Consider the following 15130-nt stretch of genomic DNA (forward strand, 5'->3'; position numbering starts at 1 on the left):
CTACCAAATCCAAGCTTTTCGTGGTAAATTAGTTATCAAACGTTTTTCTTCGTATAACGAAATAATAGAACATTAGGTGAATCATATGTTTTTACTAGGAACGCTTGTAAATGGATTGTTAATCATTATTGGAACACTTTTAGGAAAGTTACTTCATCGTATTCCTGAAAAAATGAAGGGCACGGTCATGCATGCTATTGGTCTAGCCGTTATGGTCCTAGGATTACAAATGGGGTTTAAAAGTGAGAACTTTCTAATTGTCATATTAAGCTTGGTTTTTGGAGCGGTGATAGGTGAGTTCTTCGATTTAGAAGGGAAATTAAATAAACTTGGTGACTGGATTGAAAAAAAGGTAGGCTCCAAGGGGCAAGGAAGTATTTCACAAGGGTTTGTAACTGCTACATTAATTTTTGTCATTGGTGCCATGGCTATAATTGGTGCACTAGACAGTGGAATTAGAGGAGACCATGATGTACTCTACACTAAGGCCATCATAGATGGATTTACTTCTCTTATACTAACAACAACTTTAGGAATAGGGGTTATGTTTTCAGCTATTCCGGTCATGATTTATCAAGGACTAATTGCCTTATTTGCCACACAAATTGACCGATTAATTCCTCAGGCCTTAATGGATAGCTTCATCCTCGAAATGACAGCAACGGGTGGGATTATGATATTTGCTATTGGAATTAATTTAATGGGGATAACAAAAATAAGGGTAGCCAATCTATTACCTGGGATCCTCGTTGTAGCTGTAATAGTAACAGCCATGTATTATTTACCATTTATTTAGCGACTGAAAAAGGAGATCTAAGTGCTTTAGCATTCATAGCACTTAAACTCCTTTTTTATATTATTAGAACGCAATAGATATCACGTAGTTTGCTCACGATCCCAGTTTACCTTAAGGTTTGACCAAGAGTTTTTAGGATGATAGGTTAAACTCGCTTCATATATTCCGTTGGCAATTGTTTTGGCCATCTTTAGCACAAGGTTGAGTCTTGTGTTTTGAAGCACAAAGAACTCCATAAAGCCGCTTACGTTAACAATTCCAGTAATATGTAGCTCTCCAACAGGAGGCAAATCTTTATTTACCCCAGCTCCAGGCTTTACCGGTCCTTCACCAACTTGAATAATTCCAACGCTCTTTAGACGGCCTAAACATGCATCAATGCCAATAATAATGGGGTTAAAATGCTTCTCACGGATTTCCTTTAACTTTGCTTCTAAGTTTACAGCATGGATAGGGTCTTCGAGTGTTCCGTACACATAAAAGGGGGAAACAGTCTTCTCTTCTAGTAATGTTCCGACAAGCGGTCCCAATGAATCTCCTGTTGATCGATCAGTTCCTATACATACAAAGACAACGGGTCTTCTTGTTAAGCCATCTGGCATTAATGACACTAGTTCAACAGCTAGCTTATGAGATGCTCTTTTTTCATCAAATAAAATTCTTCCCTTATCGTCACCTCTTTTATCAAATAAACTAGGTTTAAGATTCATTGGTTCCACCCCTTCAATATAGTAGTAACAGTATACGGAAAAATTTAGTAATGTATACATACCTGTTATGTTAAATACCTAAACAGGGCCTAAAGGATTAGAAAGCAGCTTGAATGCTCTTGGGCCCTTTGGATGGTAGTACTCTTCGGACTTCAAAGGAATAAGAAAAGTTGGTAAAATAGGATGTATAAAGAGCGAAACAACCTCGTTCTTTAAGAATATTATTATTGTGCTCTATTTAGAACGAATTAACAAAAGAAACCCCAACTATGAATCTAGAAGGTGAAAGTAATTGAGTTATATTGAAGATTTTACGAATTATCTACAAAAAAAACTTTTGAATGAAGACACTTGGATGTCTTTAGGGGAAGGTATTTTAAAAATCATTGCTATCCTGGTCCTAACAGGTATTCTTATACGAATAGGTAGATTAGCGATTCATAACATTTTTAAAATGAGAACCCGATCTCCACTTAGGATATCTGAACGTCGTGAAGCTACATTGATGAAACTCCTTGAAAATATCCTCACATATGTGGTGTACTTTATTGCAATATTAACGATTCTATCGACATTGACGATTGATGTAGGTGCACTATTAGCAGGTGCTGGAATTGTCGGTTTAGCAGTAGGGTTTGGTGCTCAAAACCTTGTACGTGATATTATTACAGGGTTCTTCATCATCTTTGAAGACCAGTTTTCCGTAGGAGATTACGTTCGCATTGGGCAATTTGAAGGTCATGTGCAAGAAATTGGCTTAAGGACGACTAAAATTAAGAGCTGGACAGGTGAGTTACATATTTTACCGAATGGTAGTATAGTTGAAGTAACGAACTTCTCCCTTCATAACAGTATGGCTGTGGTGGATGTAAGTATTGCATATGAAGGAGATATTGTTCGAGCAGAAGAAGTGCTTAAGAGCTTCCTTGAAAAACTACCTGAAAAATATGAAGACCTTATAAAGGCTCCAGAGATACTTGGGGTTCAAAACTTAGCTGCATCTGATGTCGTATTAAGAATTGTTGCAGAAACTTTACCCATGAGACATTTGTTTATGGCAAGAATGCTTAGAAAAGAAATTAAAATCTGCTTAGATAATGAAGGGATTGAGATTCCATTCCCACGTTTGGTTATGTACACCCGTCAGGAGGAAGAGCAGCCGAAGAAAGAGCTCGGTAAAGAATAGGAGTGATTTGCTTGGAGCAAAAGGAATATGGCTTGAACGATATTGTTGAAATGAAGAAGCAGCATCCTTGTGGAACAAACCGTTGGAAAATCATTCGTCTAGGTATGGATATTCGGATTAAATGTGAAGGTTGTGCACACAGTGTACTCATTCCAAGAAGAGACTTTTCAAAAAAAATGAAGAAAATTTTAGTGAAGTATGAAGAGTAATTCTTTATACTTCTTTTTTTAACTTCTCTTAGGAAATAGCAGTAACTAATCATGTGTTTTAACGTTTATTGTTGTATTTAGACTTCCTCGGTTTGTAGTAAAATACTTTTCGTTTTTATTGTTGGTGTTCAGACCAGATGATATAATTAATTTTAATTTTTTTGAACAAAAGATGTTGTTTATATAGATAGATATTTAGTAGTTTAGGGGAGTTGAGAAGAGTTGCAAAAGGTATTTACATCAGCGTGTCCTTTGAATTGTTGGGATAATTGTGGCTTTAAGGTAACGGTTGAAAATAATAAAGTCATCAAGGTTGAAGGTGATGAAGAACACCCTATAACAAAAGGGAAAATTTGTGGGCGCGGAAGGATGCTGGAAATAAGGGCTAACTCCTCAGAACGATTGTTATATCCTATGAAAAAAATAAATGGAGAATTTGAGCGGATTTCATGGGAACAAGCCCTTAACGAAATAGCGTCTAAATTACAAGAGTTAAAAGTGAACGAGGGAACTACTTCTGTCCTTCATAGCCATGATTATGCCAATAGTGGTTTACTAACAAACTTAGATCAGAGATTTTTTAATGCCTATGGTGGCGTAACTGAGCTAATAGGCTCTCTATGTTGGGGTGCTGGTATAGAAGCACAAAATTGGGATTTTGGTGATGCTTATAGCCATGCTCCGAAGGATATATTCAATAGTAAAAACATTGTTATCTGGGGTAGGAATGTCGCTCGAACCAATATGCACTTCTTTCAAATGTTACAGGAAGCCAAAAAGAATGGTGCAAACCTTTATGTGATTGATCCTATTTATAATGCGACTGCCAAAATTGCGCATAGGCATATTACTGTCAAACCAGGTATGGATGGTTTATTAGCCGTTGGGATTATGAAAGAATTGATCGGTTTAGGATTAGAAGACAGAGATTTCATTGAACATTTCACAAGTGGATATGAAGATTTATATTCTCTTCTACAAAGTGTAACGCTAAGTCAGATTAGTGAGATGACCGAGGTTTCAGTTGAAGTGATTTCTGAGTTAGCAAGCCTTTATGCAGATCGCCCTACGTCAACCTTTTTTGGCTTAGGCATGCAAAGATACGAAAATGGTGGGAATACGATTCGGTTAATTGATGCTTTAATTGCGATAAGTGGGAATATTGGGATTGCAGGAGGAGGAGCGAACTACGCGAATAAACAGGTAGGGCAGAGCTTTGATGTTTCAGCTTTTACCCTTTCAGATAAAAAACAAGCTCATCGCCAATTCACGATGATGAAACAGGCAGAGGGAATCTTAACGAGTATTAATCCGAAAATCAAAATGATTATGGTTACATGCGGAAATCCTCTAACACAAGTTCCTAATACAAATGAAGTTAGAGAAGCTTTTACATCGGTTGAGACATTGGTGGTAATAGATCAATTTATGACTGATACTGCTATCTTAGCTGACTATGTATTGCCAACCACGAATGTTTTCGAACAGGAAGATATCTATTATGCATCTATGTACCATCATTATGCTAACTATGCGCCTAAGCTAGTAGAGCCACCTGGAGAAGCAAAATCAGATTTATGGATTTGGACCGAATTAGCTAAAAGATTAGGTTTTGGAGAGGAATTCGCATGTTCAAGAGAAGAATGGATGGAAATGGCTTTAGCTCCTTTAAAGGATAAAGGGATTAACCTTGAAGAGTTTAAAAAGCACCATCATCTAGCTCTTCCAGTAGATGAAATTCCTTGGGAAGATAGAAAGTTTAAAACACCGACAGGGAAATATGAATTCACCTCGACATTAGCGGAAGGCAGAGGATTAAATGGTGCCTTAACTTTATCACTGCCTAAGGAATCAAAATGGTCGAATGAAGAACTTGCCATTAAGTATCCTTACACCCTTTTGACCATACATCCTATGCGTTCTAACCACTCTCAGCACTATCATATTTTGCCGACTGAACCTAAAGTGAAGGTAGAAATATCAAAAAATATTGCTGAAGAGCTTGAATTGAACAATAACGAATATGTTAGGGTTTGGAATGATCGAGGCGAAATAAAAGGATATGTTCATATTCTTGAAAAGGTTCATCCTAACACCATTAATATTGATGAGGGCATTTGGGCTAAGTTCGGAGGCTCTGTTAATAGCCTGACGTCTAGTGGTGAATCGGATAATGGCCTAGGTAGCATTTTATATGACTGTTTAGTAAATATTGAAAAAGTAAAATAGTTTAACGGCTGGCTCTACTTTCGTTCTTAAATATAGAGTCAGCCTTTTTGTTATTTGAAAGGCTCTTCTTGTAAACATGGTTTATTACATTAGACTTATCACTTTCTAATGCTGTTTTCTTTAAATTGAAAGAAAAGATGCCATGTAGCAACGCATAATACGTGTTAGTTAATAGTCATAAATACAACAATCTATCCGGAAAACAGCCTTGAACAAATAGAACCGATACTTGTCTTTTTTATAGCAACTATCTATAATTGTTAGAGGCTAAAGACTTTAAAAGATTTTTTACAAATTATAAATTTTTCTATATGGAAATTTATCTTTAAGTTCGTATGATAGATATTTAGATAAGAGGAGTGACTTTGGATGGCTTTAACAGCTGGAATCGTTGGATTACCGAACGTAGGGAAATCCACACTATTTAATGCTATTACACAAGCGGGAGCTGAATCTGCAAACTACCCATTCTGTACGATTGACCCGAACGTTGGGATTGTAGAGGTACCAGATGACCGCTTAAACAAATTAACAGAACTTGTTCAACCGAAGAAAACCGTTCCAACAACATTTGAATTTACGGATATCGCTGGAATCGTTAAAGGCGCTAGTAAAGGAGAAGGGTTAGGGAATAAATTTCTAGCAAACATTCGTGAAGTAGATGCTATCTGCCAAGTTGTTCGCTGCTTCGAAGATGAAAATATAACTCACGTATCAGGGAAAGTTGACCCAATTGATGATATTGAAACGATTAACCTAGAGTTAATTTTAGCTGACTTAGAATCAGTTGAAAAACGCATTGGTCGTGTAGGAAAAATGGCGAAGCAAAAAGACAAGGAAGCTATGGCTGAACTTGAAGTGCTTGAGATGCTAAAAGATGCTTTCGAATCAGAAAAACCTGCACGTACCGTTGATTTCACAGACGAGCAAATGAAGTTAGCTAAAGGTCTTCACCTACTAACGATTAAGCCGGTTTTATATGTGGCAAATGTAGGGGAAGATGATGTGGCAGATCCTTCATCTAATGAGTATGTACAAAAGGTTAAGGAGTTTGCAGCTAGAGACAATGCTGAGGTTATCGTGATCTGTGCGAAAATTGAATCTGAAATTGCTGAACTTGAGGGAGAAGAAAAAGCTATGTTCCTTGAGGAACTTGGCATTGAAGAATCAGGTTTAGATCAATTAATCAGAGCTGCATACCACTTACTTGGACTAGCTACTTATTTTACAGCAGGTGTTCAAGAGGTTCGCGCATGGACATTCCGTAAAGGGATGAAAGCTCCACAATGTGCTGGTATTATCCACTCTGACTTTGAAAGAGGATTTATCCGAGCGGAAACTGTATTCTATGATGACCTTGTTGCAGCTGGTAACATGAATTCAGCAAAAGAAGCAGGAAAAGTAAGGCTCGAAGGTAAAGATTATGAAGTAAAAGACGGAGATATTATCCACTTCCGTTTTAACGTTTAAATATAATTTTGAAATAGCACCCGATTGTGGTGCTATTTTTGTTTTTGCAGGAAGTTTTGTCCACCTATGCACGAAGGAAAACAGACAATTTTTTTAGGAGATTTCTACTTACTGCTGAACTACCAATATGAAATCAACATTATTCCCTTGATGAACTTTGAAGAATCAATGAATGACGTTGCAATTGGGATTTATATATGCTATAATTTCTTTCTGTGAGTAATGAAATACTTGCTCCTTGCCAGTGAAATCAATACTCGGACATACCTAGTATCTTGATTTTATCGGCCGTTTAGACCAAAAGGAGGTGAACGTGATGAGATCGTACGAAATTATGTACATCATCCGCCCAAACATTGAAGATGAGGCTAAAAAGGCTCTAGTTGAGCGTTTTGCTGGTATCTTAACTGACAATGGTGCGGAGGTTACTGAAGCGAAAGAGTGGGGTAAACGCCGTCTTGCTTATGAAATCAATGATTTCCGTGATGGATACTACCAACTTGTAAAAGTTAACTCTGAAGCAGTTGCAGTAGACGAATTTTCTCGTTTAGCTAAAATTAGCGAAGACATCATTCGTCATATCGTAGTTAGAGAAGAAAAATAATCGTTATATATATAATACTTCTAACAAAAAAGTGTTTCACGTGAAACACTCGTTAGGAGAGAGGAGGTTGATTTCTGATGATGAATCGTGTTGTTCTTGTCGGTCGTTTAACGAAAGATCCAGAGTTGCGATATACACCGAATGGAGTTGCTGTTGCTACTTTCACTTTGGCTGTGAATCGTGCTTTTACGAATCAACAAGGTGAAAGAGAAGCAGACTTTATTAACTGTGTAGTTTGGAGAAAACCAGCTGAAAACGTCGCGAATTTCTTGAAAAAGGGAAGTCTTGCGGGTGTTGATGGTCGTATTCAAACACGTAACTTTGAGGGACAAGACGGGAAGCGTGTCTATTTGACAGAAGTCCTTGCTGAAAGTGTACAGTTCCTTGAACCAAGAAATGCTTCTGGTGGAAACCAAGGAGGATTTGGCGGCCAAAGAGAACAAGCTTCGCCTTTTGGAAATAGCAATCAGAGTCAACCAAATCGAAATAACAACAACAACCAGGGGTATACCCGTGTAGATGAGGATCCATTTGCAAATGACGGTCAAATCGACATTTCAGATGACGATCTTCCATTCTAAGAACTGATTGACATTCGTGTTTATATAAACTCATAAAAAAAGGAGGGAAATTGACATGGCATTTGGAGGCGGACGTAGAGGCGGACGTGGTGCAAAACGTCGTAAAGTATGTTTCTTTACTTCTAACGGTATCACTAACATCGACTACAAAGACGTAGATCTTCTTAAAAAGTTCATTTCAGAGCGTGGTAAGATTTTACCTCGTCGTGTAACTGGTACTAGCGCTAAATACCAACGTAAATTAACGGTTGCGATTAAGCGTGCACGTACTATGGCATTATTACCATACGTTACAGGTGAATAATAACTAATATATTTCAAAAGACACCAATCCAAAGTTGGTGTCTTTTTTACTACCTTTTTATAATGTAGATTAAGACCTATTCATGTCTCTTTCATCTTTACTTATTCATGATTATGGGGAGAATACTATAATAGGTTCATCTCTTCTATTATACTCCCTCTTTATTCTGGCTAGAAACTCATTTAGTTGAACCCATGTCGAATAGTAGTTACAATAGATTCTATGGGAATTTTTTATTTACGAATGGATTAAAAGTATTTTAATCGTTTTGAGACGAATTTTAAGTGCGAGGTGCTTGAGTGAAGAATGTTCATAAATTGACGGAAGGTGCTCTTTTTCTAGCGATATTTGCCGTTTTACTTTTAATAACGCTCTATCTTCCGGTGTTAGGCATAGTTGTAAACTTATTTTTAGCCTTGCCGTTCATCCTATTTGCTGCAAAAAATGATCGAAAAAGTTCTCTCGTATTTTTGGTCGCTTCTATTCTTATATCTTTGATTGTTGGCACATTTTTAGCGATTCCCTTAGCATTGGCTTATGGGTTAACGGGAATTGTAATGGGAGACTTTATCAGGGAAAAGAAAAGTAGGGTAGCCGTCTTTATTAGTGGTTCACTAGTGTTCTTGGTGAGTCTTGTGATCCAGTACGCCGTGGCTGTCGCTCTATTTGAAATGGATTTTATTAAAGAATCTATTCTAGTGTTTAAAGAGTCTGTAAGTATGTCTGTTGAGATGTTAAACAATCTTGGCCAAACTCCTAATGAAACGTTAGTTGAGCAGCTAGAAGCTAGTGTGGAGATGATGGAAAGTCTGATTCCTTCGCTATTTGTAATGGCTTCATTTCTGATTGTTTTCCTTATCCAATTAGTTTCATTTCCGATTATTAAACGATTTGGAGTCGATATTGCTGGCTGGAAACCTTTTAGAGAATTACAACTACCCAAAAGCTTATTATGGTACTATTTAATTACTCTTGTAGCATCGCTTATGATTAATCCAGGAGAAGGGAGCTTTTTCTTCTTAGCCATTGTTAATCTATCCTTTGTCCTTCAATTCTTCATGATTGCTCAGGGATTGGCCTTTGTTTATTATATTTCCTATATAAAAAGCTTTCCGAAGGCAATTCCAATCATTATAACGGTTCTCATGTTCTTTATCCCAATTGTCCTTTATATTGTTAGGATATTAGGTATAATTGATTTAGGATTTGATTTAAGGAAACGAATTGGGGAGAAAAGGTAGATATTCACTACTGTTTGGGAGATGAAAACATGCCATCTTATTTAGAAAAGCGGTCTATTCGCTATCCTATTTATGGACTAATTGCCATAACAGTGGTGCTTCTTAGTATAGTAGCATACTTTAATTGGATTATTAGTATAGTCGGCTGGCTAATTACAATTATTCCTTTCTACTTCATTTTTAAAATTGATCGTCAACAAAGGGCTGAAACAGAGGAGTATATCTCTACTCTTTCCTATCGAGTGAAAAAAGTTGGCGAAGAAGCACTCATGGAGATGCCAATAGGAATTATGTTAATTAACGATGACTACTACATTGAATGGGCCAACCCTTTCTTAACCTCTTGTTTCGATGAGGAAACACTTGTAGGAAGATCTCTATATGATGTTGGGGATACTTTAATACCTCTTATTAAACAGGAAGTTGAGACAGAAATAATAACCCTTTATGATCGGAAGTTTCGAGTGATTCATCGTCCTGAGGAGCGCCTTTTATACTTTTTTGATGTTACCGAGCAAACGGAAATTGAAAAGCTTTATGAAGATGAAAGAACGGTTATTGGAATCATATTTTTAGATAATTATGATGACTTAACACAAGGGATGGATGATCAGACTAGAAGTAGTTTAAATAGTTTAGTGACTCAGTTATTAAATAAATGGGCGCAAGATAATGGAGTATTCTTAAAGAGAATTTCTTCTGAGCGATTTATAGCTGTGTTTAATGAGCATATTCTTCAACATCTTGAAAAAGGAAAGTTTTCTATCCTTGATGATGTAAGAGAGACTACATCTAAACAGAATGTTCCCTTAACGCTTAGTATTGGTGTTGGGTCTGGAGTGTCTTCACTACCAGAGCTTGGGACACTCGCTCAATCTAGTTTAGATTTAGCGCTTGGACGTGGTGGGGATCAGGTTGCCATCAAGCAAATTAACGGGAAAGTTAAGTTTTTTGGTGGAAAGACGAACCCTGTTGAAAAAAGGACAAGAGTCCGTGCAAGGGTTATCTCACATGCTTTAAAAGAGTTAATATCTGAAAGTGATAAAGTGATCATAATGGGTCATAAATATCCTGATATGGATGCCATTGGAGCCTCGATAGGGATTCAGAAAGTTGCACAAATGAACGAACGTGAAGGTTATATTGTCGTTAATTTTCAAGAAATCGACACAGGAGTTCAGAGGCTTATGGAAGAATTAAAGAAACATGAAACGCTTTTTTCTCGCTTTATCAGCCCTGAACAAGCAATGGAAATGTCGACAAATGATACTTTATTAGTTGTCGTTGACACTCATAAGCCATCTTTAGTTATTGACGAAAGACTTTTAAATACTATTGATGATGTAGTTGTTATCGACCACCATCGCCGCGGGGAAGAGTTTATTGATAACCCATTGTTGGTTTACATGGAGCCTTATGCATCTTCTACAGCAGAACTAGTTACAGAGTTGCTTGAATATCAACCTAAACGTGGCAAAATTGATATGATTGAAGCAACAGCTTTGCTCGCAGGAATTATTGTCGATACAAAAAGCTTCACGTTACGAACTGGGGCTAGAACTTTTGACGCTGCATCTTATCTACGTGGGCAGGGTGCAGATACCGTACTTGTTCAGAAATTCTTAAAAGAAGATGTTGATACGTTTTTAAAACGAGCGAAATTGATCGAATCTGTCTACTTCTTTAAAGATGGAATTGCGATTGCAAAAGGGAAACCAGACCAGGTCATCGACCAAGTGTTAATCGCACAGACTGCTGATACTCTTTTAACAATGGATGGGATTTCAGCATCTTTTGTTATTTCAAAACGAAATGAAACAACGATAGGGATTAGTGCTCGATCTTTAGGAGATGTAAATGTCCAAATCGTAATGGAAAGTTTAGGTGGTGGAGGTCATTTGACCAACGCGGCTACTCAACTCACGGAGATCTCTATTGATGATGCGGAACAACAGCTCCAATCTGCTATAGAGGAATATATGGAAGGGAGAAAGAAAGAATGAAGGTAATTTTCTTAAAAGACGTTAAGGGTAAAGGGAAAAAAGGTGAAGTGAAAAATGTAGCAGATGGCTACGCACAAAACTTCTTAATTAAACAAGGATTAGCTGTAGAGGCAAGCGCTGCAAATGTTAGTTCTTTAGAAGGGCAAAAGAAAAAACAAGAAAAGCTAGCTGCTGAAGAACTTGCAGAAGCTAAAGTTTTAAAAGAAACGATTGAAAAAATTACTGTTGAGTTATCTGCTAAAGCTGGTGAAGGCGGACGCCTATTTGGCTCTATTACTAGCAAACAGATCGCAGATGAACTTCAGAAAAAACATAGTATTAAAATTGATAAACGTAAAATTGAATTAGAAGATGCGATTAGGGCATTAGGCTATACAAAGGTACCGGTTAAGCTTCATACGGAAGTAACAGCAACATTAAATGTGCATGTGAAAGAAGTAAACTAATATTGGAAGTTCCATTTAGGGACAAACATGATAAAATAGAGAAAGTAGAAAATGTGATCGGTGTCCGCTGGTCACATTTTTTGTAATTTAAACAATCCCTCTCGTAGGAGGTTTTTATAAACATGAGTGATTTATTTGCAGATCGCCTGCCTCCACAAAATATAGAGGCTGAGCAGGCCGTATTAGGGGCGATATTTTTAGAACCATCGGCATTGACACTTGCATCAGAAATCTTAATACCAGAAGATTTTTACCGTGCTGCACACCAAAAGATCTTTAATGCTATGTTAAAGTTAAATGATTCTGGAAGCGTAGTGGACTTAATTACGGTTACAGAAGAACTAGCAGCAGCAAAGCTTTTAGAGGACACTGGTGGAGTTAGCTACTTAAGTGAGCTCGCAGGCTCTGTTCCAACCGCAGCAAACATTGAATACTACGCAAAGATTGTTGAAGAAAAGTCATTATTACGCCGTCTCATTAGAACTGCAACGGGAATTGCTACAGATGGTTATACGCGTGAAGACGAAGTTGAAGTCCTTTTAGGTGAGGCTGAAAAAAGCATTTTAGAGGTATCTCAACGAAAAAATGCTGGAGCTTTTCATAACATTAAGGATGTACTAGTTCGAACATACGATAATATCGAGACGATGCATAACCAAGCAGGGGAAGTAACGGGTATACCTACTGGTTTTGCTGAACTGGATAAAATGACAGCAGGATTCCAACGAAATGACTTAATTATCGTTGGTGCTCGTCCTTCAGTTGGTAAAACAGCTTTTGCCTTAAATATCGCTCAAAGCGTTGCTGTAAAAGCAGGAGAGAATGTAGCCATTTTTAGTCTAGAGATGGGTGCAGAGCAGCTTGTTATGCGTATGCTATGTGCTGAAGGGAATATAGATGCTCAGAGGCTTCGTACGGGCTCACTAACGGACGAGGACTGGGGCAAGCTAACGATGGCAATGGGTAGTCTATCAAATGCCGGAATATTCATTGACGATACACCGGGTGTAAGGATTACAGAAATCCGTTCAAAATGCCGTCGTCTACAACAAGAGCACGGATTAGGAATGATTTTGATTGATTACTTACAGCTCATTCTTGGAAGCGGTCGTTCTGGCGAGAATAGACAGCAGGAAGTATCGGAAATCTCAAGATCTTTAAAAGCATTAGCACGTGAGTTAAAGGTCCCAGTTATTGCCTTATCACAGCTCTCTCGTGGAGTAGAGCAACGTCAAGATAAACGTCCAATGATGTCAGATATTCGTGAATCAGGAAGTATTGAGCAGGATGCTGATATTGTTGCCTTTTTATACCGTGATGATTACTATGACAAGGAATCTGAGAACAAGAACATCATTGAAATCATTATTGCTAAGCAGCGTAATGGTCCAACAGGAACCGTTTCGCTTGCCTTTGTAAAAGAGTATAATAAATTCGTAAACTTAGAGAGACGATTTGATGATCCACCTGGTGCATAATATAATAGATTCATAGACACAAAAGATCAGCCGTATGGGTTGATCTTTTTTTATTGAAAAAAGTGCTGTTTTTTTTAGTAGGACCTTCAAACAAGAGCGTTATAGTCCAGAAATGGGGAATATTATATAGAGTGTTATATTATTTACGAACATAAATAAATAAACTAATAAAATTGTTCGTGTTTTATTGACTTTTAGTAGAGTAGATTGGTACACTAAGAATGTTTGATTAGGGCTTCTTTTTCGTTAACTTTTTGCTATTTAGGTACTATTTACAGCCTTTTAACGGGTTTTTGGTGCAGAAAAGATGTCAAAAAGTAGCATAAATTTCGTGTTTGAGACATTGCGAAAACAGCCCTTGATTAGAAGAGAAAAATTATGATTGTTTACCTTTGGAGGTGCTTTTTACATGTCATCTGTAGTAGTTGTTGGAACACAATGGGGAGACGAAGGAAAAGGGAAAATTACTGATTTTCTATCTGAAAATGCAGAGGTAATTGCCCGTTACCAAGGAGGTAACAACGCAGGACATACAATTAAGTTCAACGGAGAAACATACAAATTACACTTAATTCCATCAGGGATTTTTTATAAAGATAAAACTTGTGTGATCGGAAATGGGATGGTTGTTGATCCGAAGGCACTAGTTAAAGAATTAGCATACTTACATGATAAAGGTGTATCAACAGATAATCTAAGAATCAGCAATCGTGCTCATGTCATACTTCCTTATCACTTAAAATTAGATGAGGTGGAAGAAGAAAGCAAGGGTGCTAATAAGATTGGTACGACAAAAAAGGGTATCGGCCCAGCATATATGGATAAAGCTGCTCGCGTAGGGATCCGTATTGCAGACTTATTAGACCGTGAAATTTTTGAAGAAAAACTAGCTCGTAACCTAGAAGAGAAGAATCGTTTACTTGAGCGAATTTACGAAACAGAAGGCTTTAAAATTGAGGATATCTTAGATGAATATTATGATTATGGTCAACAAATTAAACATTATGTAGTAGACACATCAGTTGTACTAAATGATGCACTAGATGAAGGGCGCCGCGTGTTATTTGAAGGTGCTCAAGGTGTAATGCTTGATATCGACCAAGGTACTTATCCATTTGTAACTTCTTCAAACCCTGTTGCTGGTGGAGTAACCATTGGTTCTGGAGTAGGACCTACAAAAATTAAACATGTTGTAGGTGTTTCAAAGGCATATACTACTCGTGTAGGTGATGGCCCATTCCCAACCGAATTGGATAATGAGATTGGTCACCAAATTCGTGAAGTTGGTAGAGAGTATGGTACAACAACTGGTCGTCCTCGTCGTGTAGGTTGGTTTGACAGTGTGGTTGTACGTCATGCACGAAGAGTAAGTGGAATTACGGATCTTTCCCTTAACTCTATCGACGTATTAACAGGAATTGAAACACTAAAAATTTGTGTGGCTTATAAGTATAAAGGTGAAGTCATTGAAGAGTTCCCAGCTAGCCTAAAAGTTTTAGCTGACTGTGAACCAGTATATGAAGAATTCCCAGGCTGGACAGAAGACATTACGAGTTGTAAATCTCTTGATGAATTACCAGCAAATGCTCGTCACTACTTAGAAAGAGTAGCACAGTTAACAGGAATTCCATTATCCATTTTCTCAGTAGGACCGGATCGTACTCAAACAAATGTCGTTATGAATCCTTGGCGTCAAAGCTAAGATAAACAATAGTTGCTAACCCCGAATCTAGTCGTTCGGGGTTTTTATGTTCGCCCAGCATGGGCGAACTCTAACGGGTGAAAGTCCCGAGTATGACCAAGTAGCGGTAAGTACATAGCTGAAAGCAAGGGTGTCCACGGTGACGTGGAATCTGAAGGAAGCTCGAGGCAA

Annotated in this window: 14 protein-coding genes; 13 read left to right on the forward strand and 1 reads right to left on the reverse strand. The window is 37.6% G+C overall.

Translation table 11 applies throughout. The features are described 5' to 3' along the window. Nucleotides 1-85: 85 nt before the first annotated feature. Nucleotides 86-796: a DUF554 domain-containing protein gene (locus ACFYKX_RS26300; protein ID WP_389365152.1), complete on the forward strand. Its 711-nt coding sequence runs from the start codon at nt 86-88 to the stop codon at nt 794-796. 80 nt (nt 797-876) lie between these two features. Here ACFYKX_RS26300 and yyaC read toward each other — a convergent pair whose 3' ends face one another. Next, nucleotides 877-1506: a spore protease YyaC gene (gene yyaC / locus ACFYKX_RS26305; protein WP_389365154.1), complete on the reverse strand. Its 630-nt coding sequence runs from the start codon at nt 1504-1506 to the stop codon at nt 877-879. Nucleotides 1507-1798: 292 nt separating this feature from the next. Between yyaC and ACFYKX_RS26310 the strand changes: the two genes are divergently transcribed. From ACFYKX_RS26310 to ACFYKX_RS26365, 12 genes are all read left to right on the forward strand, one after another. After that, a complete protein-coding gene (locus ACFYKX_RS26310) occupies nt 1799-2692 on the forward strand; it encodes a mechanosensitive ion channel family protein (RefSeq protein ID WP_389365156.1) in 894 nt (297 codons plus the stop codon). A gap of 11 nt (nt 2693-2703) precedes the next feature. Further along, nucleotides 2704-2901, forward strand: coding sequence for a DUF951 domain-containing protein (locus tag ACFYKX_RS26315; protein WP_389365158.1), 198 nt, complete (start codon nt 2704-2706; stop codon nt 2899-2901). 222 nt (nt 2902-3123) lie between these two features. Beyond that, entirely contained in the window at nt 3124-5130 is a 2007-nt protein-coding gene (locus ACFYKX_RS26320; protein WP_389365160.1) for a molybdopterin-dependent oxidoreductase, read from the forward strand. A gap of 369 nt (nt 5131-5499) precedes the next feature. Continuing rightward, on the forward strand, nt 5500-6600 hold the full coding sequence (gene ychF / locus ACFYKX_RS26325; RefSeq protein ID WP_389365162.1) for a redox-regulated ATPase YchF: 1101 nt from the start codon (nt 5500-5502) through the stop codon (nt 6598-6600). Nucleotides 6601-6916: 316 nt separating this feature from the next. Then, nucleotides 6917-7204: a 30S ribosomal protein S6 gene (gene rpsF / locus ACFYKX_RS26330; RefSeq protein ID WP_389365164.1), complete on the forward strand. Its 288-nt coding sequence runs from the start codon at nt 6917-6919 to the stop codon at nt 7202-7204. 77 nt (nt 7205-7281) lie between these two features. Continuing rightward, nucleotides 7282-7785: a single-stranded DNA-binding protein gene (ssb, locus tag ACFYKX_RS26335; RefSeq protein ID WP_389365165.1), complete on the forward strand. Its 504-nt coding sequence runs from the start codon at nt 7282-7284 to the stop codon at nt 7783-7785. A gap of 55 nt (nt 7786-7840) precedes the next feature. Beyond that, nucleotides 7841-8089, forward strand: coding sequence for a 30S ribosomal protein S18 (rpsR, locus tag ACFYKX_RS26340; protein WP_389365167.1), 249 nt, complete (start codon nt 7841-7843; stop codon nt 8087-8089). Nucleotides 8090-8388: 299 nt separating this feature from the next. Next, a complete protein-coding gene (locus tag ACFYKX_RS26345; protein WP_389365169.1) occupies nt 8389-9330 on the forward strand; it encodes a YybS family protein in 942 nt (313 codons plus the stop codon). Nucleotides 9331-9359: 29 nt separating this feature from the next. Continuing rightward, nucleotides 9360-11333 (forward strand): DHH family phosphoesterase, encoded by a 1974-nt coding sequence (locus ACFYKX_RS26350; RefSeq protein WP_389365171.1) that lies wholly within the window; start codon nt 9360-9362, stop codon nt 11331-11333. Next, entirely contained in the window at nt 11330-11779 is a 450-nt protein-coding gene (gene rplI / locus ACFYKX_RS26355; protein WP_389365173.1) for a 50S ribosomal protein L9, read from the forward strand. The genes ACFYKX_RS26350 and rplI overlap by 4 nt, the downstream gene beginning before the upstream one ends. 122 nt (nt 11780-11901) lie before the next feature. Beyond that, nucleotides 11902-13257 carry a replicative DNA helicase gene (gene dnaB, locus ACFYKX_RS26360; RefSeq protein ID WP_389365175.1) on the forward strand — a complete coding sequence of 452 codons (1356 nt, stop codon included), beginning with the start codon at nt 11902-11904 and terminating at the stop codon, nt 13255-13257. Nucleotides 13258-13666: 409 nt separating this feature from the next. Further along, the gene (locus ACFYKX_RS26365; RefSeq protein WP_389365177.1) at nt 13667-14959 is read left to right on the forward strand and encodes an adenylosuccinate synthase; all 1293 of its coding nucleotides are present in this window, start codon (nt 13667-13669) and stop codon (nt 14957-14959) included. Nucleotides 14960-15130 lie beyond the last annotated feature (171 nt).

The sequence above is a fragment of the Cytobacillus spartinae genome (genome assembly GCF_042865285.1).
GTDB lineage: Bacteria > Bacillota > Bacilli > Bacillales > Cytobacillaceae > Robertmurraya_A > Robertmurraya_A spartinae.